Origin of the sequence: Stomatobaculum sp. F0698, assembly GCF_030644385.1 — a bacterium.
GTDB lineage: Bacteria > Bacillota > Clostridia > Lachnospirales > Lachnospiraceae > Moryella.
The window spans coordinates 45,510-66,047 of record NZ_CP130060.1; the positions used below are offsets into that span (position 1 = coordinate 45,510).

At 55.9% G+C, this 20,538-nt stretch carries 14 protein-coding genes, 1 tRNA gene and 1 pseudogene; 13 read left to right on the forward strand and 3 right to left on the reverse strand.

Annotation, left to right across the window (positions count from 1 at the left end; genetic code table 11):
• Positions 1 to 167: 167 nt before the first annotated feature.
• The 9 genes from QU660_RS00230 (at position 168) to QU660_RS00270 (ending at position 14,450) form a co-directional block, all read left to right on the forward strand.
• The gene (locus tag QU660_RS00230) at positions 168 to 527 is read left to right on the forward strand and encodes a nitrous oxide-stimulated promoter family protein (protein ID WP_304946351.1); all 360 of its coding nucleotides are present in this window, start codon (positions 168 to 170) and stop codon (positions 525 to 527) included.
• Complete coding sequence (locus QU660_RS00235; RefSeq protein WP_304946352.1) at positions 520 to 2,265, forward strand: ABC transporter ATP-binding protein/permease; 1,746 nt, start codon at positions 520 to 522, stop codon at positions 2,263 to 2,265. The genes QU660_RS00230 and QU660_RS00235 overlap by 8 nt, the downstream gene beginning before the upstream one ends.
• Positions 2,258 to 3,955 carry an amino acid ABC transporter ATP-binding/permease protein gene (locus QU660_RS00240; protein WP_304946353.1) on the forward strand — a complete coding sequence of 566 codons (1,698 nt, stop codon included), beginning with the start codon at positions 2,258 to 2,260 and terminating at the stop codon, positions 3,953 to 3,955. The genes QU660_RS00235 and QU660_RS00240 overlap by 8 nt, the downstream gene beginning before the upstream one ends.
• Positions 3,956 to 4,481: 526 nt before the next feature.
• Positions 4,482 to 4,976, forward strand: coding sequence for a hypothetical protein (locus QU660_RS00245; RefSeq protein WP_304946354.1), 495 nt, complete (start codon positions 4,482 to 4,484; stop codon positions 4,974 to 4,976).
• A gap of 217 nt (positions 4,977 to 5,193) precedes the next feature.
• Positions 5,194 to 5,646, forward strand: a complete 453-nt coding sequence (locus tag QU660_RS00250; RefSeq protein ID WP_304946355.1) for a hypothetical protein — start codon at positions 5,194 to 5,196, stop codon at positions 5,644 to 5,646.
• 2 nt (positions 5,647 to 5,648) lie between these two features.
• Entirely contained in the window at positions 5,649 to 6,203 is a 555-nt protein-coding gene (locus tag QU660_RS00255; protein WP_304946356.1) for a hypothetical protein, read from the forward strand.
• Positions 6,204 to 6,238: 35 nt separating this feature from the next.
• Positions 6,239 to 7,195, forward strand: coding sequence for a hypothetical protein (locus tag QU660_RS00260; protein WP_304946357.1), 957 nt, complete (start codon positions 6,239 to 6,241; stop codon positions 7,193 to 7,195).
• Between the two features lie 162 nt (positions 7,196 to 7,357).
• Positions 7,358 to 11,887, forward strand: coding sequence for an N-acetylmuramoyl-L-alanine amidase family protein (locus QU660_RS00265; RefSeq protein WP_304946358.1), 4,530 nt, complete (start codon positions 7,358 to 7,360; stop codon positions 11,885 to 11,887).
• 121 nt (positions 11,888 to 12,008) lie between these two features.
• Positions 12,009 to 14,450, forward strand: coding sequence for a PEP/pyruvate-binding domain-containing protein (locus QU660_RS00270; RefSeq protein WP_304946359.1), 2,442 nt, complete (start codon positions 12,009 to 12,011; stop codon positions 14,448 to 14,450).
• Between the two features lie 102 nt (positions 14,451 to 14,552).
• On the opposite strand, the gene QU660_RS00275 is transcribed toward QU660_RS00270, so the two are convergent.
• Positions 14,553 to 14,625 (reverse strand) — tRNA-Val (locus QU660_RS00275).
• Positions 14,626 to 14,673: 48 nt separating this feature from the next.
• Positions 14,674 to 15,801, reverse strand: coding sequence for an A/G-specific adenine glycosylase (locus QU660_RS00280; RefSeq protein ID WP_304946360.1), 1,128 nt, complete (start codon positions 15,799 to 15,801; stop codon positions 14,674 to 14,676).
• Positions 15,802 to 16,002: 201 nt separating this feature from the next.
• Between QU660_RS00280 and fba the strand changes: the two genes are divergently transcribed.
• From fba to cbiB, 4 genes and pseudogenes are all read left to right on the forward strand, one after another.
• Positions 16,003 to 16,941 carry a class II fructose-1,6-bisphosphate aldolase gene (fba, locus tag QU660_RS00285; RefSeq protein ID WP_304946361.1) on the forward strand — a complete coding sequence of 313 codons (939 nt, stop codon included), beginning with the start codon at positions 16,003 to 16,005 and terminating at the stop codon, positions 16,939 to 16,941.
• 36 nt (positions 16,942 to 16,977) lie between these two features.
• Positions 16,978 to 18,009, forward strand: a pseudogene (locus QU660_RS00290) (branched-chain amino acid aminotransferase); the annotation flags it as partial.
• Between the two features lie 78 nt (positions 18,010 to 18,087).
• Positions 18,088 to 18,579 (forward strand): DNA-deoxyinosine glycosylase, encoded by a 492-nt coding sequence (locus tag QU660_RS00295; protein ID WP_304946362.1) that lies wholly within the window; start codon positions 18,088 to 18,090, stop codon positions 18,577 to 18,579.
• Positions 18,580 to 19,626, forward strand: a complete 1,047-nt coding sequence (cbiB, locus tag QU660_RS00300) for an adenosylcobinamide-phosphate synthase CbiB (RefSeq protein ID WP_304946363.1) — start codon at positions 18,580 to 18,582, stop codon at positions 19,624 to 19,626.
• On the opposite strand, the gene QU660_RS00305 is transcribed toward cbiB, so the two are convergent.
• Positions 19,618 to 20,445, reverse strand: a complete 828-nt coding sequence (locus QU660_RS00305; RefSeq protein WP_304946364.1) for an NYN domain-containing protein — start codon at positions 20,443 to 20,445, stop codon at positions 19,618 to 19,620. The two genes, cbiB and QU660_RS00305, sit on opposite strands and share 9 nt — an antisense overlap.
• Positions 20,446 to 20,538: the final 93 nt, after the last annotated feature.

Genomic DNA, 20,538 nt, shown 5'->3' on the forward strand with positions numbered 1-20,538 from the left:
GGAGTAAGGTCATACCGGACGGGGCGTACGCGGTGTTTTAGAAGGCGGGTGCATCGGGTAGAAGCGCTTGAAACGGTAACAGTTTCTAAACTATACTGGACTTAGTAGCATAAAACCGATTTCTTCAGAGCAGCGATCGGAGTTTGCTTGCTTGAGAGGAGCAGAGCATGAGGAGAGAAACGCCTGAAAAGAAGCGGCAGGATGAAAAACGGCTCGTTGCGGAGATGATTGCATATTACTGCCAAAAGAAGCACGGCAGCGCGGCAGGGATGCTCTGTGAGGATTGCCTGAAACTGGAGGGCTATGCGCACACGCGCATTGCGCGCTGCCCCTTCACGGAGAGCAAGACATTTTGCAGCCACTGCGAAGTGCACTGCTACGCTCCCGAGATGCGGGAGAGGATACGCGAAGTCATGCGCTACAGCGGCCCGCGCATGCTCATACGTCACCCGCTCCTCGTGGTGCGGCACGCACTCACGGGCATGCAAAACAAAAAGGCAGGCAAGAAGGGGGAAAGAGATGATTAAAATGCGGCTCATACGGCTCCTAAAGGGGGCCGGTCAGTACGTTGTTTACCAGATACTCTGGCAGTGGCTGTCGCTCCTGGTACAGATTGTGATTGTTTGGAACATCGCGGGGCTCATCGAGGACGTTCGGAACCAAGGAATCGGTACGGAGCGCATTCTCGTTGCGCTCGGAATTATCATACCGGGGCTTTTACTTCGTTTTGTCTGTGACCGCCTCTATACCGCGGCAAGCTTCCGCGCGAGCGCGGACGTGAAGCGCATTCTCCGCGGCCGCATTTATCAAAAGATACTGCGGATCGGCCCTTCTTACCGGGAACAAATCGGCAGCGCCGAACTGGTGCAGATGTCGGGCGAAGGCGTTGAGCAGCTCGAGACTTATTTCGGCCGGTATTTAAGTCAGTTCTTTTACGCCCTGCTTGCGCCGCTCACCCTGTTCTTTGTGCTGTCCCCGATCGATCTTAGAACAGCGACCCTGCTGCTCCTCGCGGTTCCGCTGATTCCGGTGGTCATCATGCTCGTCATGCTGGTCGCAAAGCGCCTTCTGAGCCGCTATTTTGACATCTACTACGGGCTCGGAGACAGCTTTCTCGAAAAGCTGCAGGGCATGACCACTCTGAAGATTTATCAGGCCGATCGAGCGGCGGCTGATGATATGGACCGGGAGTCCGAGCGCTTCCGGAAGATTACGATGAAGGTGCTTACCATGCAGTTAAACAGCACCTCGGTCATGGACATCATCGCCTACGGCGGTGCGGCGGTCGGCATTGTGTCGGCCTTGACCCGCTTTGCGAGCGGCGAACTCTCCCTGGCGGGCGTGCTCATGTTCATCCTGCTCGCGGCAGAGTTCTTTCTGCCGATGCGCATCCTAGGCAGCTTCTTCCACATCGGCATGAACGGCATGAAGGCGAGCGACCGCATTTTTGCTTTTCTGGATCTCCCGGAACCCGAGCCGGGACAGGCAGAACTCGGCGCGGGACATATCGACATCCGCATGGAAGAGCTCAGCTTTTCCTATGAGGAGAGCCGCCCAATCTTAAAGGGCATCACGCTCGCGCTTCCCGCGCAGTCCTTTGTGTCCCTGGTCGGTGTTTCCGGCTCTGGGAAATCCACGATTGCCGGCATACTCATGGGGCGGAACAGAGGTTACGGCGGCTCGCTGCGCTTAAACGGCGAAGAGCTGAGCCGCATTTCGACCGAGAGTCTTATGGATCACCTGACCATGGTAGGGCACGACAGCCGGTTCTTCCGCGCGAGTGTGCGGGAAAACCTCCTGCTCGCAAAGCCGGAGGCGACCGAGCTTGAGATGAAAGAGGCGCTCCGGAAGGTGAATCTCCTCTCCTTTATCGAGGCGCAGGGCGGTCTCGAGATGCAGCTTACATCGAACGGCAGCAACCTCTCGGGCGGACAAAAGCAGCGCCTTGCGCTCGCGAGAGCCCTGCTTCACGACACGCCAGTCTACATCTTTGACGAGGCCACCTCGAACATCGATGCCGAGAGCGAGGAGATGATTATGAAAGTCATACACGAGCTCACAAAGAGCAGAACCGTGCTGCTCATCTCGCACCGACTTGCGAATGTGGTAGACAGCGACAAAATCTATATGCTAAAGGACGGCAAAATCGCGGAGGCGGGCAGTCACGCGGAATTGATGCGGCAAGCGGGTGCGTATCGGCGCCTTTTTGAGGAACAGAGTCAGCTTGAGCGCTTTGCGGAAGGGAGGCGTGACGGTCATGAATAAACGAAGATCGGATCTCGCGATCATGGGCAGCCTGATCGGGCTCGTGAAGCCCCTCACTCTAATTATGTTAACCGGTATTCTGCTCGGCGTGCTCGGCTTTCTCTGCGCCATTTTCATCACGATACTCGGCGGCTACGGTGTAATCAAGGGGCTCGCAGCGGTCGCGGGCAGCGAAGTTCCGGGGCAGTTCACGGCGTTGTTCGGCGGCTCTTCTAAGCAGCTCTTTACCGCAATTTTGGTGTTTGCGATTTTGCGCGGCGTCCTGCACTACGGCGAGCAGTACTGTAACCACTACATTGCCTTTCGCATTCTGGCCATCATCCGCCATAAGGTCTTTGCGGTTCTGAGAAAACTCTGCCCGGCAAAACTTGAGGGCAGGGATAAGGGCAATCTCATTGCCGTCATCACGAGCGATATCGAACTCCTGGAAGTGTTCTTTGCGCACACCATATCTCCGATTGCGATTGCCTTTCTGACCTCGCTCATCATGGCGGGCTTTATCGGGACGCAGCACAGACTTGCGGGCTTGCTTGCCGTTCTCGCATATGTGACGGTCGGCATAGGCCTTCCGATTCGGAACGGCAGACGGAGCGCCGAGGCGGGCATGGCCTTACGAAGCGAGATGGGAGAACTCAATCACTTTGTCTTGGAGAGCCTCTACGGCGTGGACGAGCTCCTACAGTTCAATCGGGGAGAAACGAAGCTCGCGGAAATGGAGCAAAGATCCGAACGGCTTGCGGGCTTTCAGAAAAAGCTGAGCGACTTTGAGGGTTCGCAGCGTGCGCTCACCAATCTGGTCATTCAGCTCTATTCCTTCGGTATGCTCTTTTTGATGCTCTTCCTCTATCGACGGGGAGAGGCCACGTTCTCGGGCATGCTGCTTGCGACCCTCGCGATGATGGGCTCCTTCGGCCCCGTGGTTGCGCTCTCATCTCTCTCGAACAATCTAAACCAGACGCTGGCCTGCGGAGAGCGCGTGCTCTCGCTACTCGAAGAGACGCCGGAGGTGGCAGAGCGAAGCGACGGGGAGAGGCCATCTTTCGAGGGCGCGGCGCTTGACTCGGTCAGCTTTGCCTACCGGGAAGAGAAGATTTTGAGCGAGTTCTCTCTGCAAATCGAAAGAGGGAAGGTGCTCGGCATTCACGGCGCGAGCGGCTCCGGAAAATCGACCCTCTTAAAGCTCTTGATGCGCTTTTGGGATGTGCAAAAGGGCGCGGTGCGAATCTCGGGGGAGGATGTGCGGGACATTCAAACCGCGGCGCTCCGAGAAATGACAAGCTATGTGACCCAGGACACCGTACTCTTCCGTGATACGATTGCAAAGAACATAGCGGTCGCAAAGCTCGATGCGACACAGGCGGAGATTGAGGCCGCGGCGGCAAAGGCGAGCATCCATGACTTCATCATGAGCCTCCCGAAAGGCTATGAGACCGAACTCGGCGAGCTCGGCGACAGGCTCTCGGGCGGAGAGAAGCAGAGAATAGGCCTCGCAAGAGCCTTTCTCCACGAGGCCGATTTTATCCTCTTGGATGAGCCGACCAGCAATCTGGACGTGCTGAACGAGGGCATTATCTTAAAATCCCTTTCGGAAGAAAAAGAAGGAAAAACCATAGTGCTGGTCTCGCATCGGCAGTCCACGATGTCTGTTGCGGATTGCCGCTATCACATGGACAACGGAAGGGTTTCGTAAGCGCGGAAGGGAAAAGCGACAGGGCAGGGGGTTCTGCTCATATATTTTTATAAAAGGTGGAAAGAATGCGAGATGTAATTGTCGTGGAATATTACGATACAGAAGAATCCGTGCGCTGTATGCAGTGGGCTGATAAAAAAAAGAGGTTGGATGTGGCAAAGCATTGGCTTGCTTGTTGCTTTGCAGGTGTCGGGGGGGGGGCTTTGCAGAATCGCTGGGAGATATTAAACGTACACAGATATTTTGCATTCTAATGGGGTTCGGATTCACTTGGTTGCTCATGCAACATATTTGGCGGAAATCAAAAACGATTAGTCAGATGAGAAGGCAGGAATACGAGTTGCAAGGCATTAGGGTGATTCTGTGCGAGAAAGGGATTGTATTAAAGACCGGTAGGCGAAGTTGGCAAGGAATTAAACTGGTTATTGGCAAGGAGAGCTTAGCATTGCTGAGTTCCATACGAGTTTACCTAGCCATTCCAAAGACAGAGTTGTCAGAGGAACAGATTTCGCAAATTCGTATATGGATGCGAGAGGCAAAGAAAGCTGAAGCAAGGGGAGAAAAGCGAGAAGATCAATCCGGCATTTGTTGGATAGAAGTCAAGAAGATGTGCTTACTGGGTTTTCTCAATATGGGAATTCCGGTTATTGGACTGAGCTTTTCGCTGGTGTTGGGACTTATTGTGTGGGTTTTGTTTTACTGGATATCCGATATGTTTTGGAGTGTACTTCTGGGTGTTGTGATGGGAATCATACTTCTGGAGATCGTTAGTACACTCGAAATAATGCTCTATAGATGTATATGGTCAGTGGATGAGGCGAAAAAGGTGGATCCGAGTGCTCCGGAAATGGAATTATATCGGGAAGTGTTTCCTAAAAGAAAGATTTCTGAGGAAGAAGCGCGGGAACTTTTCCCGGATATAGATTCGATTTACACGATTTCCTGTAAGCATGGTAGAATTATTATGTATGGCTATCAGGGATTTATTGTCCTGTATAAAAACATAGGGCGTGCCCTGTAGCTGAAAAGCAGATGTTACAATGCGGTTTCGTCGGAAGCAGTATAGCGCGGAATTAGCTTTGTATATTTGGTGCTGACTGCAGCAGAAATAGCAGTTTTGGAGTTTATTGGGTGGTGTTGTCAGAGGGCAGTTGAACTTGCTCCGATAATTAACGCGCAATAGAATGAATCCCAGACAGCAGTGAAATCTGCTGTCTGGGATTATATTGAGGGCTGATATGAACGATAAAATAGTTGTTCCAAAGCTGGAAAAGGAACGCCTGATGGAATATTTCTGGGCGGTGAGAAAAATGCCGTTATTTCAGCGCCTTGATAAAATCACGGGAATCGCGTTTATTTCCGTGATTATTATGCGGAATACGAACATCCTGACAAGCGAATATTGGAATTTTCTTTTGGGATTCAGCGGACTTATTTTTTTCGTTCAGTGGTTGCTCCGGGTGGAACAAGTGACGAGGCTATTGCAGGCCGATGACGAAAAGCTTCTCCTTTCAAAGGAGGGATTTCTGATGCGAGATGGCATGCGGACTTGGAAGAATAAACGCTTGCTGGTGCGGAAGGATTATGCGACGATTGTATCGGAAACGAGTATCTATTTTGTTTTTTCCGTGAGAGATATGTCAGATGAACAGTTGCAGCGGCTCATACAATGGGTTTCGGAGGGGAAGTAGCAATGGAAGAGCAAATGAATCAAATTGAGATTCCCAACAGACCGCTTAGCGGAAATCAGCAACTGAATTGGCAGGAGATTCGAATATTTCGCTTTTGGTGTCTGCTTCAAAAAAACTTTGCCTGGGGACTGTTTTTCATTCTACCGTTTTCCATTCTGATTTCCGGTGATTATATGGCTACAGCGAAAACCCATGTGCATCATCTGTTTGCTTTTCTGCTACATGGGGCTAGCATCGGATTGATTTTTGAATATGCGATGACAATCATACGGACTGTGCTTTGGGATGTAAGGGATATGCGTGAGAGTCGCTATACAGAGGAAACGATAGCGGATTTGGAAATGCTCTATGAAGGAAGGACGTCACTCTGTTTGGATGCGGATGATTGGGAATCCGCTCGATGGATTCGAGGCAGAAACGGATATGTGCTAAAACTGAAGAGAAAGGTTCCGAGACCTTTTGAACAGCGGGAATTGCAGTATTGGTTTTATAAGACGCAGCTTGACGAAGCGGAGGCAGGTGAAATTCAGAAATTTGTCGATACGGTCAATCGCTGAGATGCGGAAAGCCGGGGGGGGAAGGAGAGCATAGGATGCAAACCATCATTACGGTAGAGTACGGCGATGTCGAGGAAGCGGTGCGTTGTATACGATGGGCGGCAGGAAAAACACGCTTGGCGCTGGCAAAGCATTGGAGTAGTTGCCTGATTGCGGGACTCGGAATTGTGGGGTTTTTAGGGTCTTTGGCAGATACAGACCGAGCACAAGTGTTTTGTGTTTTGATGGGCTTCGGTTTAATCGGCTTGCTTCTTCAAGCCATTCGGCGGAGACTCAAATACAGCGATGAGATGCTGAAGAGAATACTTCAAATACAGGGGATACGTCTGATTCTATACGAGAAGGGAATTCTATCCGATACCGGAAAGCGAAGCTGGCTAGGCATTAAGTTGCTTGTCGGGAAAGAAACAGTAGCGCTTATGAGTTCCGTGCAAGTCTACCTGGCTATACCGAAGGCAGAATTGACAGACGAACAGCTTGCGCAGATTCGTGGCTGGATCCAAGCCGCAAAGAAATTAAGGCAAGAGGAAGAGAGACGAGAAGATCAAGAGTATATTTGCTGGGGAGAGGTCAAGAGGATGTGCTTCCTCGGGTTTATCCATTTGGGGAATCCGGTCCTTATGCTGTCTTTTTTACTGGTCTTGGCATTGATTGTTTTGGTTTTATTTCACAGTATGTCGGCTATGGTTTGGCGTGCACTGATGGGCGTTTCTCTGGGAATAATACTTCTTGATATTGTGATGATAGCGGAGAGGGCTCTGTATCGATGCATATGGTTCGTTGATGAAGAAAGAAGAAAGGATCCGAATGCACCGGACATGAAGCTCTATTGGGATAGATTTCTGAAAAAGGAAATTTCAGAAGCAAGCGCGAAGGAAGTACTTTTGAATTATGGCGACATCCGCACCATACGTTGTAAACACGGAAAGATTATCCTGTACGGCACCCGCCTGTTTGTGGTTCTGTATCGGAACAGCGGGCGGGGGCTCTGAGTAATAAGCAATGGTCTTAATCCAGATTCTATTACCCGCAATAAAATCTTAAGATATGCGAGAAAAACGCAAGATATGTTTCTTGACGGCTGTCGTAAAGCTATGCTAGGTTAACATCGACTAATAATTAGAGATGAATAACGATAGGAGCTAGAGACAGAGATGAGAAAGTATGGTTTAAAGGCGCTTGCCCTTGCAACGGCAATGAGCATGGTTCTATCGAGCCCGCTGCAGGTCTTTGCAAAGAGACGTGCGAACACGGCGGGAAGCTGGAAGCAGAGCGGTGAAAACTGGTCCTTCTTGGATGAAAAGGGACAGAATGTCCTCGGCTGGATTTACGAAAACGGCAGCTGGTACTATGTAGACCCGAAGACGGGAACACTTCGCAGCGGCTGGCTTTACCTTGCGGACGGCAGTCAGTACTTCTTCAGCAACAAGCACGACGGCAGCTTCGGCAAGATGTTGACCGGCTGGAACTGGATTGACGGCAACTGCTACTACTTTGTGACCGAGGCGGATGAGCGCGAGGGTAAGCTGATTAAGGACGGCATGACGCCGGACGGCTATCGCGTGGACAAGGACGGCAAGTGGGTCGATGCGAGCGGCAACATTCAGAGCCGCACGGGTGAGGGCTATATCACCAAGAGCGCAAGCGCAGGCAAGGGCGGCTCCGGCAGCGGCAAGTCGGGCGGAAAGTCTTCTTCCGGAAAGCGCGGCGGTTCGGGCGGCGGCGGAAGCCGTAGCGGCAGAAGGGGAGGCGGCTCCGGCGGTTCAAGCGGCGGCAGCTCCCACACGACGCCGGTAAAGCCGGTACAGCCCGAGGAACAGAGTAAGCCGGCACAGCCCGCAAGCCCGAGCAACCCCGCACAGCCGGGTGTGATTACCCCGGAGAATCCGACAAATCCGGCAAATCCGGCGGTAAGCCCGGAGGCACCCGAGCATCCGGTGGGTCCGGTGGAAGATGACAGACCGGGCAAGAATGGGGATGCTTCCAAGCCTGAAAACAAGCAGCCTGAGAAGGAACTGAAGAGCCGCATGGTGCACCTCGGTTTTGCGGACTTTGTGACGGTGGTATTCCGTCAGGGAACGCTTGCGGACCATGAGATCTATGTGGACGGCGTGAATGTCACCGAGGCAGTGCGGAAGGTGGATGATGCCGGCCGGGTGGTGAAGTGGGCTTCCACGGTGGCTTCTCCGAAGGAGCTGGTCGTGGTCAACAAGGCGGACGGCAGCACGGAGCAGACGCTTCGCCTGAATGCCGGTACCGCAAGCGAGACGGTCACGCCGGGCAATCCGGAGGATCAGCCGGACTACATTCTTTCCCGCGGTCGCGTCTCGAAGTTTGACTACCTGCTTGCGCCGAAGGACAAGGAGGGCAGGGACCGCATACTCCCGGCAACGACGACCTTTGATCTTCTGCAGGAGAGAAAAGAGAACAGCGACGCAGTCACGACGCAGTTCTATGTGAAGGCTGTGGAGATCAACGCAGAGGGCAAGGGCGTTCAAAAGGACAACATTGTCATCAAGTTCAATGTCGAGAACGAGGAGCAGAAGAAGTGGTTTGAGGGCATTGACAGCCTGAAGATTATGAACAACGAGAACTGGCCGGTCAACCGGAACCCGACATTCACGAAGGAAGTCAAGGATACGAAGCACGGCAAAAACGGCATCATCCAAATTCCGACGGGTCAGGATAACATGCGGAGCAGAGGCATCTACCGCGTGAACATTCACTCGAGCTATACGAACGAGACGGTCACGGTGCCGTTTGAGCTTGTGAGCAGCGCAAAGTTCAGCTTAAAGCAGCGCGTTGAGACCGCAAACCCGAAGGCGGGCGAGCGCGTCCAGTTCAACGTGGAGGCGAGCGGCGGCGAGAGCTTCGGAAACGATTTGAAGATCGATTCCATGCGCGTCACGTTAAAGAAGCCGAGCGGTAAGGTCGTTGAGCTAAAGTACATCGACGATTTCTTCAACTTCGGCGACCTCTTTGTCCTCTACGGAAAGAGCTCCAATGAGGAGAAGACGGTCAACACGGACGAGGTCGGTGTCTACACATTAACGCTCAAGTACTCGGGCTATCAGACGATTAAGAAAAAGTTTGAGGTTTACCCGGGTCAGTCCTTCTTAAAGGAAGAGGACAGCGAGACCGAGTTGAAGGCAAAGAAGAGCGCGAGAAGTAAGCCGGTCGAGATCGATGCGGTCTCGAGTGCAACGACGGGTTCCGTCTCCGGCAAGAAGAGCAGCGGCAGCAGCGGCGGCGGCCAGTATGTGGACGGCCGCATGGTCTTTGACTACGATCTCCTGACCAATGCGCTGATTCTCAATGAAATCGAGGCGCTGAACGAGGATGCGCGGGCGGTGGTGAAGCGCTTCTTCGAGACGACGGAGAGCGATTACATCTATAAGGACGGCGCGGAGAAGTTGTACCGCTTCACGGACTACATGGATGCCTACAAGGAGTCGCGCCTTGCGGGTGGCAAGAGCCTTAGCTTCAAGGAATATACGGACTCCCACGCGGCGGCAAGCTATGCGGAACCGAACGAGGTGCAGAATGTCCTTGAGGACGGCAGCCTCGGCGCACTGACGAGCTTTAAGTTCTATAAGGGCGACAAGATTCCGGACTTTAGCGGCACGACAGCGGTCGCGGGCAATGACTTTGTGCTTCGCACGGATGACAGCGCTTACCTCGAGGCAATCCGCGGTCTCTATGTGGACGGCGAGAGCCGTAACCTCATGGACGCTTACGAAAAGCAGTACGTGTTGGATCAAGCGGCGGGCACGCTTACCGTGAAGCGCGGCGCATTTAACTTCTACAACACGCCGGAGGTCGGCGAGCACAAGCTGAAGATTGATGCGGGGCAGAAGTACAGAACGGCGGAACTGAAACTTACCTATACGGCTGCGGAGGCGTTGCCGACCCTTGCGCTGCAGGGCGAGGCAAAGCAGAACGCGGATATCACGGTGAACGTGGAAGGTCTCAGCGCTGAGAGATTGGCGGCAAAGCTCGCAAAGGTGGAGCTCAGCAATTCGGAGGAGAGCGGTCTCAGAAGACTCATGACGGCAACGGAGGGCGGTACGAGTTCCGACGATTACTATGCGCTCTCCGGCACACAGCTCATTCTGAAGGGCGGACTCTTTAAGACTACCGGCAATTACTCGCTCTATCTTAAGTTTACGGATGCCAAGATACCGGTGAAGTTAGACTTTACGGTCGCGGCGGCAGAGGCAACGCCCGAGCAGCCCGCGGTCGAGGAGAAGGCAGCGCCGAGCGGCGCAACCCTCGGCACGAATCGCGGTGTCTTTGGCAGCGAGACTGTACTTAGCTTCGAGGGACTTTCCGGGGAGGAACTCGGCAACTACCTCTCGAAGATTACGGAGCTCCGTGTGAACGGAACGGTCTTTGAAAAGAGCAACTTTAGCTACGGCCTCGGCGCCGCCGCGTATGTGCTGAAAAAAGATGCTTACGGCAGAAACAATGCCCTGGCGCTCGGCAGCGCGGCAGCACAGGCAGGCGAGAAGAAGATTGAAATTACGGCAGAGGGCTATGCGAAACTGACGGTCACAATCCCGGCAGAGGGAGGCGCTTCCGCGCCGGAGACGCCGGCAGTCGAGACCAAGGCAGCGCCGACAAGCGCAACGCTTGAGAAGGAAGAGAGCCTGCTCAGCAGCAACTGGCTTCTTCACTTCGAGGGTCTCTCGGCGGATGAGCTTGAGAGCTATCTTTCGAAGATCACGGAGCTCAGCGTAAACGGTACGGCCTACGAGCGGAAGAGCTACAGCTACGGTCTCGGGAACAGCGAGTACGGCTTCCACAAGGACAGCTACGGCAGAAACGACGGCCTCAAGTTTGCGCTCGGGGCTTTGGCGGCGGGCGAAAACCGCATTGTCGTGAAGGCCGAGGGCTACGCAGAGAAGGAATTTGCGGTGCAAAACGGAAACGCTGCACCGGCCGAAACGGCAAAGAAGAAAGCGCCGACGGCTGCTCAGGCAGAGAAGGTTTCGCCGCGTCAGGGCTATGACAGCGGCACGAAGGAGGTCTATGATCTCACCTTCACGGGACTCGATGCGGATGCTCTGGATACCTACCTTCGCGCCAAGATTACGAAGCTCACGGTGAACGGAAAGCGTTATACGGAAGCGCAGAGCAAGAACTATCTCTTCTCGATGGACGATAAGTATGCGACGCTCTTTGACAGAACTTACAAGAAGAACGGCGTGCGCCTCTCGGCGAACGGCTTTACCGAGGCGAACAATGAAGTCATTCTTGAAGTAGAGGGGTACGAGCCCTTCCGCTTTACGGTGGAGCGTGCTTCCGCGGAAGAGAGTGAGAACGAGGCGGCAGCGGGTAAGGCAGTGCCGACCGGCGCGGTGATTGAGAAAGTGATTCCGCGTCAGGGCTATGACATCGGATCGAAGCCCGCGTATGCGCTCAGCTTTGAAGGACTCGAGGATGAGGCGCTCGACACCTGGCTTCGAAGCAATGACTTGGAAGTTTCGGTGAACGGCAAGAAACTGAGCTCGGTTCATGCGAATTACATCCACCTGTATGACGATCGCTTTGCCTTTAGTCTGAAGCGCTATCGTCGCGCGGGCCTCACGCTGAGCGGCAATCTCTTTGAGAGCGGCAGCAATGAGGTGACGGTGAAAGCCGGCGGATATCAGGTCGGTAGCTTCACACTTACGGTAGAATAAGGAAACCGGCAACGGAGGAAAGGGGCAGCGCAAAAACGCGCTGCCCCTTCTTTGCTTGTTAGAATCCGCGGAATATGAGAAAATAGATAAAATTACGACAAAGTCATTTGGGGGAGAAAAGATGCGAGACACAGAGGCGGAGAGCAGACGGCTATTGGGCAACAAGGCGTGGAACTTGCTCCGCAGAAGGGCGCAGGGTTATTCCGTGCCGCCGTTTTTCATTCTGGACCGGAACTTCTTTTTTCGCTTTCTTGGCGACAAACAGGAGCGCTATGCGGAGCTGCTCCGCAATCCTTCCGAGGAGACGGGGGCGGAGATTCGGGCGCTCTTAGAGAGTTGCGCGTTCGGAGAGGAAGCGGCCGAAAAGCTGAGGCGCGAACTTCAGGTCGCGATGCCGCGGGCGGAGCGCTTTGCGGTGCGCAGCAGCTTTATTCTGGAGGGCGAGGAGCGCCACAGTTTCGACGGCCTCTTTCAGAGTGTACTCGAGGTTCCGCGGGGCGATGAACTTTTACAGGCGGTAAAGGATTGCTATCTTTCCTGTTTTTCGGAGCGCGCCACCCGCTATATGCTGCAGTACGGACTCTTTGACGAGAGCATAGCGGTAGCTGTGATTCTCCAGGACATGGCGGGTAACGGGCGTAACTTTACGGTCTATACGACCAATCCGCAGAGCGGAAATCCGGAGGAGTTGCTCGCCGAGTACCTTGACGCGGCGGGAAAGCAGCAGCGAACGGTGCTCGATCTCGCGGGGCGGGTGCTTCAGACCAGCGAGCGAGCGGAAGTCGAGGAGGCGGATGAAGAGAGAGAAGTGCTCTTTGTCCGTCTTGCCGCACTCGCCCTGGAACTGGAGGCGAGCAATACGCCGCAGACCGCCTGCTGCTTTGAGTTTGCGGTGGAGCCGGACGGAGAACTGAGGCTCCTTCGGGAGAGCGAGATGAGTTCCTACCGTCACCTCGACAAGCGGGTCAAGCACTTCTATCTGGACGCGGCGGGACGTAACGGCGCGGCGGACGGGGTGTTGACGCCGCTCGGCTTTGAACTGCTCCGAGGCCTATATCAAAAGGCGGGGAAAGAGCCCCTGCTCTTTGAAGGAAGAGTATACACGAGACGGGAGGGCGGCAAAGAGGCGGAAGCGGAAGCTTCGCCCTCGGCGGAACTCTTACAGCGCCTGCCCAAGCACTATCAGCTCTCGCACTATTTGCAGACGGCGGAACAGGAGGAGCAGACCGAAGCGGAAGCGGAGCTTCCGGAGACAGTAGAGGAGCGCTGGCGGAAGATCGTGGATCTCAGTAACGGCTTCACGGCACTCGGGCGTTTTGCGGCCGAGGCGGAGGCGAGCGCAAGGAGTTGCTACGCAGAGCTCTTACAGGAGCTCCGCGAGCGCAGCGTTCCGAATGCAGAGGGGCTTTTGAATGCCGCACTCATGGGGCAGGGCGGCATGAAGAGCGCGGAAAGCGTGCAGGCACTGAGCGCCCTGCTCCGCACGGTGCAGGAGAGCGAAGCGCTGCGCGAACTCGTGCTCTCGCAGAGCGCCCAGGAATTGGAGGGGCTCTGCTGGAGAGTGCGCACGGAAGAGGGAAGCGCACAGAACGAATGCAGTGTGTTTGCGGGGGAGGTGCAGCACTACTTAAGGCACTACGGCAGCTGCACGTCGGCCGAGTATCTTTTGGAGCGGGAGAGTTACCGGCAGAATCCGCAGCCGCTCTTTGCGTTCTTACAGCAGTATGCGGCGGCAAAGCCGGTCGAAGTGCGGAGTGAGCAGAGTGAGGTGAGCGCAAAGGCGCAGGAAGAGCTGTTTAAGACCCTCGGGTTTCTCGGGAAGCTCCGCGGGAAGCGCCTTTTACAGGAACTTATCTTCTTTCTCCGCGCGCGGGAGAATCTGGATTTCCTCGCGCAAAATCGCGTGGACCGGCTGCGGAGGCAGGTCTTGCAGCTCGGCGAGCTGCTCACGCGCCGCGGAGAACTCGCGGAGGCGCGGGATATCTTCTATCTAAAGCGGGATGAGCTGGAGCGCGCTTTTTCGGCTGGCAGCGGCAGTACGGCGGTTTTCGGCGGTTTGCAGCCCTGCATCAGCGAAAGAAGACGGGAACAGGAGCGCTATGCGGCCCTGCCCCGTTGCAGTCATCTCTGCTGCTTCGGCAGCCTCACGCGGGAAAATATGACGGTGCTTCGGGAGTCGCTTACCCGGGAAGAGCTCAGTGAAGAGAGCGAGCGCCTCTTCTTGCGGGGCATTCCCTGCGGTGCGGTGCGAGAGGGAGAGGCAGGTTTCTTTGACGGAGAGACCCTGCCCCGCGCGAGCGGTGCCGTGCTGCTCGCAAATCACTGCACGGAGAAGCTCTTTCCGCTGCTCGCACTGAGCCGCGGCCTGGTGCTGGAGCGAGGGGATCTCTGGTCGCACGAGGCGGTCGTCGCGAGAGAGCTTGGACTGCTCTCGCTGATTCGAGTCCCCGGCCTTTTCCGGGCGGTGCGCGAGGGCGAGTGGCTTCGCGCGGACGGAAGACGCGGAGTTTTGGAGCGCTCCGCCGAAGGAGATGCCGAGCGCATCGAGGAAGTGGAAGTTTGAGAGAAACGAAAAGAAAGCGCGTGCCGGTCGCAACTCACGACCGACACGCGCTTTTCGCTGTTCGAAAACGAAACCGTAAATATGCTTTTTGGGTACAAAAAATGGAGATAGTAGGGTTCGAACCTGCGACCTTCCGCACGTCAAGCGGATGCTCTCCCAGTTGAGCTATATCTCCAGCGAGGTTCAGTATAGCGGAAGGAGAAGAAAAAAGCAAGCGGAAATTTTATTTTTTTTGACGGCGCGGCGGGCGCAGGGCGTAGCGGGATAAGAGCGGTCGGAAGGCCGAGGGCAGCGCGAGTTTCTCGAGCTCCGCGCGGGTCACAAAGATGCCGCTCCGCGCGAGTTCCTTCCGGTTTCGCCGGGGCTCGGTGGCAGAGAGCGGCTCCGCAATCTGCACCTCGTAGGCACTCATATGCCACTCGATGTGGGTGAACACATGGTGGAAGGGCGGGAGGGCTTGGATGCGGAGCGGGGTAAAGCCGCGCTCGTGCACCAGCTTTAAAACCTCTTCCTCTGAGAGCGTTCCGGGGAAGCCGGGGAACTCAAACATCCCGGCGAGCAGGCCCTTTGACGGGCGCTGCCGCACATAGAAGCGCTCGCCGTCCCGGAGTACGAGTACGGTGCGCACTTCGTCCCGACGCGGTTTTTTCGGTGCGCGGCGCGGCAGAGTCTCCTGAATGCCGAGTCTTCTGCCGTCGCACTGTGCGGCGACCGGACAGCGCTCGCAGAGCGGCGCACCGTTCGGAATGCAAACCAGGGCGCCCAGTTCCATGAGGGCCTGGTTAAAGTCTGCGACCGGAAAGTTCTTCCAATCGGCATAGACCAGTTGCCAGAGTAAATCCTGCAGGCGCTCGGTGAAGGCCTGCTTGGTCGCGGGCTCCATGATATCGTCCTCGCAGGCCGTGAGTCGCGAGAAGACGCGGAGCACATTGCCGTCGACCGCGGGAACGGGGACATTGTAGGCAATGGAGGCGATGGCGCCAGCCGTATAGGGGCCTATGCCCGGGAGATCTCGGAGTTCAAGCGGATCCACGGGCAGTTCGCCGCCGTGGTCGCGGAGCAGAACCTGGGCGCACTTTTTAATATTGCGCGCGCGGGTGTAGTAGCCGAGCCCCTCCCAGAGACGCAAGAGGGTTTCGTCCGGGCAGGCCGCAATGGCTTCCAGTGTGGGGAGTGCCTCCCGAAAGCGCACAAAGTACTCTTTCACGGCTTCCACGCGCGTCTGCTGCAGCATGATCTCGGAAATCCAGACATCCTCCGGGTTTCCGGTATCTCTCCAGGGGAGGGAGCGCTTGTTTTTCTGATACCAGTGCAGAAGCAGTTCCGCATCGGCGCTGTTTTGTAATGCCATGACGAGAGCCTTTCTGTTGTCTTTCCTATGAGCTGTCCTTGCTATGTTCTGTATTGTAGCATGCCCGCGGGAAAAGCAGAAAGCAGCTTACGGGAATCGCAGCTCTTTTCTGCTGTTTGCTTGAATTCGGCCACAACTTTGTTTAGAATGAAAGTTGAAATAATTACTCGTCGACTTCTTTATGAAAGGGAGGTAACGGTTATGGCATTGGTCACTTCGGCGGAGATGTTCCGTAAGGCATATGAGGGCGGTTACGCCATCGGCGCATTCAACGTCAACAACATGGAAATTGTGCAGGCAATTACGGAGGCAGCTGCCGAGCTTAAGTCCCCGGTGATTCTGCAGGCTTCCGCGGGCGCGAGAAAGTACGCAAACTCGATTTATCTCGTGAAGCTCGTTGAGGCGGCGGTCGAGCTGCACCCGGAGGTCCCGATGGTGCTCCACCTGGATCACGGCGCGGATTTCGCGACCTGCAAGGACTGCATTGACGGCGGCTTTACTTCGGTCATGATTGACTTCTCGAGCCACAGCTTCGAGGACAACATCGCAGAGACCAAGAAGGTTGTCGAGTACGCACACGCACACGGCGTTGTGGTCGAGGCTGAGCTCGGCACGCTGGCGGGCGTTGAGGATGATGTCTGCGTCGAGGAGGGCATGTCCTCCTACACGAGACCGGAAGAGGTCGAGGAATTCGTGAGCCGCACGGGCTGCGACTCCCTCGCAATCGCAATCGGCACGAGCCACGGCGCTTACAAGTTCAAGCCGGGCACGAATCCGGAGCTTCGCCTCGACATCCTCGAGGAAGTGAAGAAGAGACTGCCGGGCTTCCCGATTGTTCTGCACGGCGCATCTTCCGTCCCGCAGGAGTACGTGAAGATTATCAACGCAAATGGCGGTCAGCTGAAGGACGCAATCGGTGTTCCGGAGGATCAGCTCCGCGCGGCTGCAAGAAGCGCGGTCTGCAAGATCAACATTGACTCCGACCTTCGCCTCGGCATGACGGCAGGCATTCGCCAGCACTTCAACGAGCACCCGGATCACTTTGACCCGAGACAGTACCTCGGCGACGGCAGAGCCAATGTCAAGGCAATTGTCGCGCACAAGATCACGGAAGTTCTGGGATCGAATAACAGAATCTAAGCAGTCGGCAGCAAATCAGATACAGAAGAGAGGCGTTTTTACATGGCAGAGAAGAATCTGGACTGGGGTAACATTGGCTTCGCCTATCACGTGACGGATCAGCGCTACGTTTCTAACTATAAGAACGGCGCGTGGGATGAAGGCGGTCTCACGGCGGATGCGACCGTGTGCATTTCGGAGTGCGCGGGCATCCTGCAGTATTGCCAGGAGGTCTTTGAGGGCCTCAAGGCATATCGCACCGAGGACGACAGCATTGTGACCTTCCGCCCCGACCTGAACGCGAAGCGCATGGCGGACTCCGCGCGCTATCTTGAAATGCCGGCTTTTCCGGAGGAGAGATTCCTGGAAGCGGTGGATGCGGTCGTCAAGGCAAATGCGGACTGGGTTCCGCCCTACGGCAGCGGTGCTTCTCTGTACCTGCGCCCCTATATGTTTGCGAGCGGACCGGTAATCGGCGTGAAGCCGTCGGATGAATACCAGTTTCGTCTGTTTGCGACCCCGGTGGGTCCCTACTTTAAGGGCGGCGCAAAGCCGACCACGCTCTGCGTGAGCAAGTACGACCGCGCGGCACCGCACGGCACGGGACACATTAAGGCCGGTCTCAACTACGCGATGAGTCTGCATGCCTATGTGGACGCACATGCGCGCGGCTTTGACGAGAACATGTACTTAGACGCTGCGACCAGAACCTATATCGAAGAGACGGGCGGCGCCAACTTCCTCTTCGTGACGAAGGACGGCGTTCTGGTGAGCCCGAAGTCGGATTCCATTCTGCCCTCGATTACACGGCGCTCTCTCCTCTACATCGCGGAGCACATGCTCGGCATGAAGACGGAGCACAGAGCGGTTAAGTTCTCCGAGTTAAAGGACTTTGCGGAGGCGGGTCTCTGCGGTACGGCTGCGGTCATCAGCCCGGTGGGCCGTGTCGTGAACGGCGACGAAGTCATTGACTTCCCCTCCGGCACAGAGAAGATGGGACCGGTGCTTCAGAAGCTCTACGATACGATTACGGGCATTCAGTCCGGTCACATTGCGGGACCGGAGGGCTGGATTCGCAAGATTTGCTGAGCAAAGAACGCTTGATACAAGTGAACAGAAAGTCCCCGCGCGAGTCTTCGGCGGGGACTTTTTCGTGAAGGAGGCAGGGTGCGGGAGAGTTATTCCTTTGGACCGGTCTTTGACCGGAACAGTCATACACTTATTTTGGGGAGTTTTCCCTCGGTGCAGTCAAGGGCGGCGGGCTTCTACTATGCGAACCCGCAGAACCGTTTCTGGCGCATGTTAGCGGCGGTCTACGGGGCGGAAGTGCCGGACAGTATAGAAGAAAAGCGGGCGCTGCTCCTTTCAAACGGGCTTGCCCTCTGGGACGTGCTGGAGCGCTGCGAGATTCAGGGGTCGAGCGATGCGAGCATACGGGGCGCGGTTCCGGTGGATATCGAGACGGTCACGAGAGAGGCAAAAATACGCCGCGTGCTTGTAAACGGCACGACCGCGGCGAAGTACTATGCGCGCTATCTGGAAGCGAAGACGGGAATTGCGGCTACCTGCCTGCCTTCGACCAGTCCGGCGAATGCGGCCTACCGCTTGGAGCGCCTCACGGCGCTCTGGGGTGCCGCGCTGCTTAAGGAGGAGGGCTGAATGGGTACTTGGTATGTGCTGCTACAGCGGTGGCATTTGGAAGTCGCTGTGGTGCTCGGTTTTCTCTTAGACCTCTTGCTCGGCGATCCGGAGCATTGGTTTCACCCGGTGCGTCTCATCGGGGGGCTCGTGCGGGAACTCGAGCGGCGGCTCTACCCGAAGGCGGGACCGCCGGTCACCGCCTTTTGGAACGGCCTCTTCCTCTGGCTCTGCTGTGTCGGCGCGGTCGGCGGGAGCGTGTATCTTTTGACCGGAGTGCTCCGGCAGCATTTCTTCTTGGCGGGCTTTGCCTTTGAAATCCTGCTTTCGTATCAGCTCCTCGCGGCGCGCTGCCTTTCGGACAGCGCAGCGGCGGTGGCGCGTGCCCTAAAGGAGGGCGGTCTCACGGCGGGGCGTAAGGCGGTGTCCTATATTGTGGGGCGGGACACGGAAGAACTCAGCGAGGCCGCTGTCATCCGGGCTACGGTCGAGACCGTTGCGGAAAACACTTCGGACGGGGAGATTGCACCCCTCTTTTTTCTCATTTTCTTCGGTGTGGCGGGCGGCTGGGTCTATAAGGCCGTGAATACCATGGATTCGATGCTCGGCTACAACAATGCGCGCTACCGTCTCTTCGGGAGAGCGGCAGCGCGCATGGATGATGTCTTCAATTGGATACCGGCAAGGCTTGCCGCGCTTTTTTTGATGCTTGCGGCGGCACTCGGCGGGCAGGATGCGGGCAATGCCCTTCGCATCTTTCGACGGGATCGCTACCGCCACGCGAGTCCGAACTCCGCGCAGACCGAGAGTGTCATGGCGGGGGCCCTCGGGGTCAGGCTTGCGGGACCCGCGCGGTACTTCGGTGAAATCAAGGACAAGCCCTACATCGGGGATGATACGCGGGACATCGAGACAGCGGATATTGCGCGCGCCAATCGCATGCTCTTCCTTGCGTCTTGGATCGGGCTGGTTGTCTTCCTCCTTGCCCGCGTGTTACTCGGGATGCTTATGGCCGGGCTTGCGCTTAAGCTGCAGCCCGCGGCGCTCGCATTGCCGAATTTACTTTAAGCGGAAGCTCACGTGCAGCCCCTCGGTGCGCTTCTCGAAGAGATTCGTGGAGTCGATGAAGGGGACAAATTTCTTGAACTGAAAGTTTCTCACGTCAAAGTCCGGGAATTGCTTGTTTAAGAAGTTTCCGAGCTGACTCGAGGGGATCCAGCCCTCCTCGTCCGAATTCTCCTCCCAAATCTGAATGAGGGCTTTTCGAACCGCTTTTAGGCGCATGCCCATGCCGGAGTTCGAGGCGTTGCCGCCCTTCTCGCTGTGCTCGCCCTCGCTGCTCTTTTCGGCCTGGGCCGGGAGCGGGTTTGCGGGCTGGTTCGCGCGGTAGAGGAGGTCTATGTATGAGAACTTACTGCAGGCGGAGATGAAGCTCTTCGGCGTTTTCTGCTCGCCCATGCCGAGCACAAAAATTTCGGATTCGCGGAGGCGCGCCGCGAGGCGCGTAAAGTCGGAGTCCGAGGAGACAATGCAGAAGCAATCAAAGCGTCCCTGATAGAGCAGGTCCATGGCATCAATGATGAGGGCGGAGTCCGAGGAATTCTTGCCCGACACATTGGAGTATTGCTGTATGGGTTGAACGGAGTTATCGAGTATCACATTGCGCCAGCTTCCCATCTGCGGTGTGGTCCAGTCCCCGTAGATGCGCTTGATGTTGACACTGCCGAGATTGTTGGCCTCGGAGAGCACGATGGGCAGGTACTTCGGCGCGATGTTTTCGGCATCAATCAGTACGGCGACGCGGCGCTCTCTCTCCTCATTGTTCATGCGAATATCCTTTCTCTTTTGACATAGCGCGCCGAGCTGCGCTATACTGGAAATACTCATTGTCAAGCGTGAGAATCGTAGTTATTGACACGCTTATTATAAGAAAGAGGAAAGAAATTGTCCATAAAAAGCTGGAAAGGAGCGCTGTTTGCG

What these genes read in the sequence shown, in the direction of transcription:
- QU660_RS00230 (WP_304946351.1), top strand. Translation starts at nt 168, where the DNA reads ATGAGGAGAGAAACGCCTGAAAAGAAGCGGCAGGATGAAAAACGGCTC.
- QU660_RS00235 (WP_304946352.1), top strand. Translation starts at nt 520, where the DNA reads ATGATTAAAATGCGGCTCATACGGCTCCTAAAGGGGGCCGGTCAGTAC.
- QU660_RS00240 (WP_304946353.1), top strand. Translation starts at nt 2,258, where the DNA reads ATGAATAAACGAAGATCGGATCTCGCGATCATGGGCAGCCTGATCGGG.
- QU660_RS00245 (WP_304946354.1), top strand. Translation starts at nt 4,482, where the DNA reads ATGCGAGAGGCAAAGAAAGCTGAAGCAAGGGGAGAAAAGCGAGAAGAT.
- QU660_RS00250 (WP_304946355.1), top strand. Translation starts at nt 5,194, where the DNA reads ATGAACGATAAAATAGTTGTTCCAAAGCTGGAAAAGGAACGCCTGATG.
- QU660_RS00255 (WP_304946356.1), top strand. Translation starts at nt 5,649, where the DNA reads ATGGAAGAGCAAATGAATCAAATTGAGATTCCCAACAGACCGCTTAGC.
- QU660_RS00260 (WP_304946357.1), top strand. Translation starts at nt 6,239, where the DNA reads ATGCAAACCATCATTACGGTAGAGTACGGCGATGTCGAGGAAGCGGTG.
- QU660_RS00265 (WP_304946358.1), top strand. Translation starts at nt 7,358, where the DNA reads ATGAGAAAGTATGGTTTAAAGGCGCTTGCCCTTGCAACGGCAATGAGC.
- QU660_RS00270 (WP_304946359.1), top strand. Translation starts at nt 12,009, where the DNA reads ATGCGAGACACAGAGGCGGAGAGCAGACGGCTATTGGGCAACAAGGCG.
- QU660_RS00280 (WP_304946360.1), bottom strand. Translation starts at nt 15,801, where the DNA reads ATGGCATTACAAAACAGCGCCGATGCGGAACTGCTTCTGCACTGGTAT.
- fba (WP_304946361.1), top strand. Translation starts at nt 16,003, where the DNA reads ATGGCATTGGTCACTTCGGCGGAGATGTTCCGTAAGGCATATGAGGGC.
- cbiB (WP_304946363.1), top strand. Translation starts at nt 18,580, where the DNA reads ATGGGTACTTGGTATGTGCTGCTACAGCGGTGGCATTTGGAAGTCGCT.
- QU660_RS00305 (WP_304946364.1), bottom strand. Translation starts at nt 20,445, where the DNA reads ATGAGTATTTCCAGTATAGCGCAGCTCGGCGCGCTATGTCAAAAGAGA.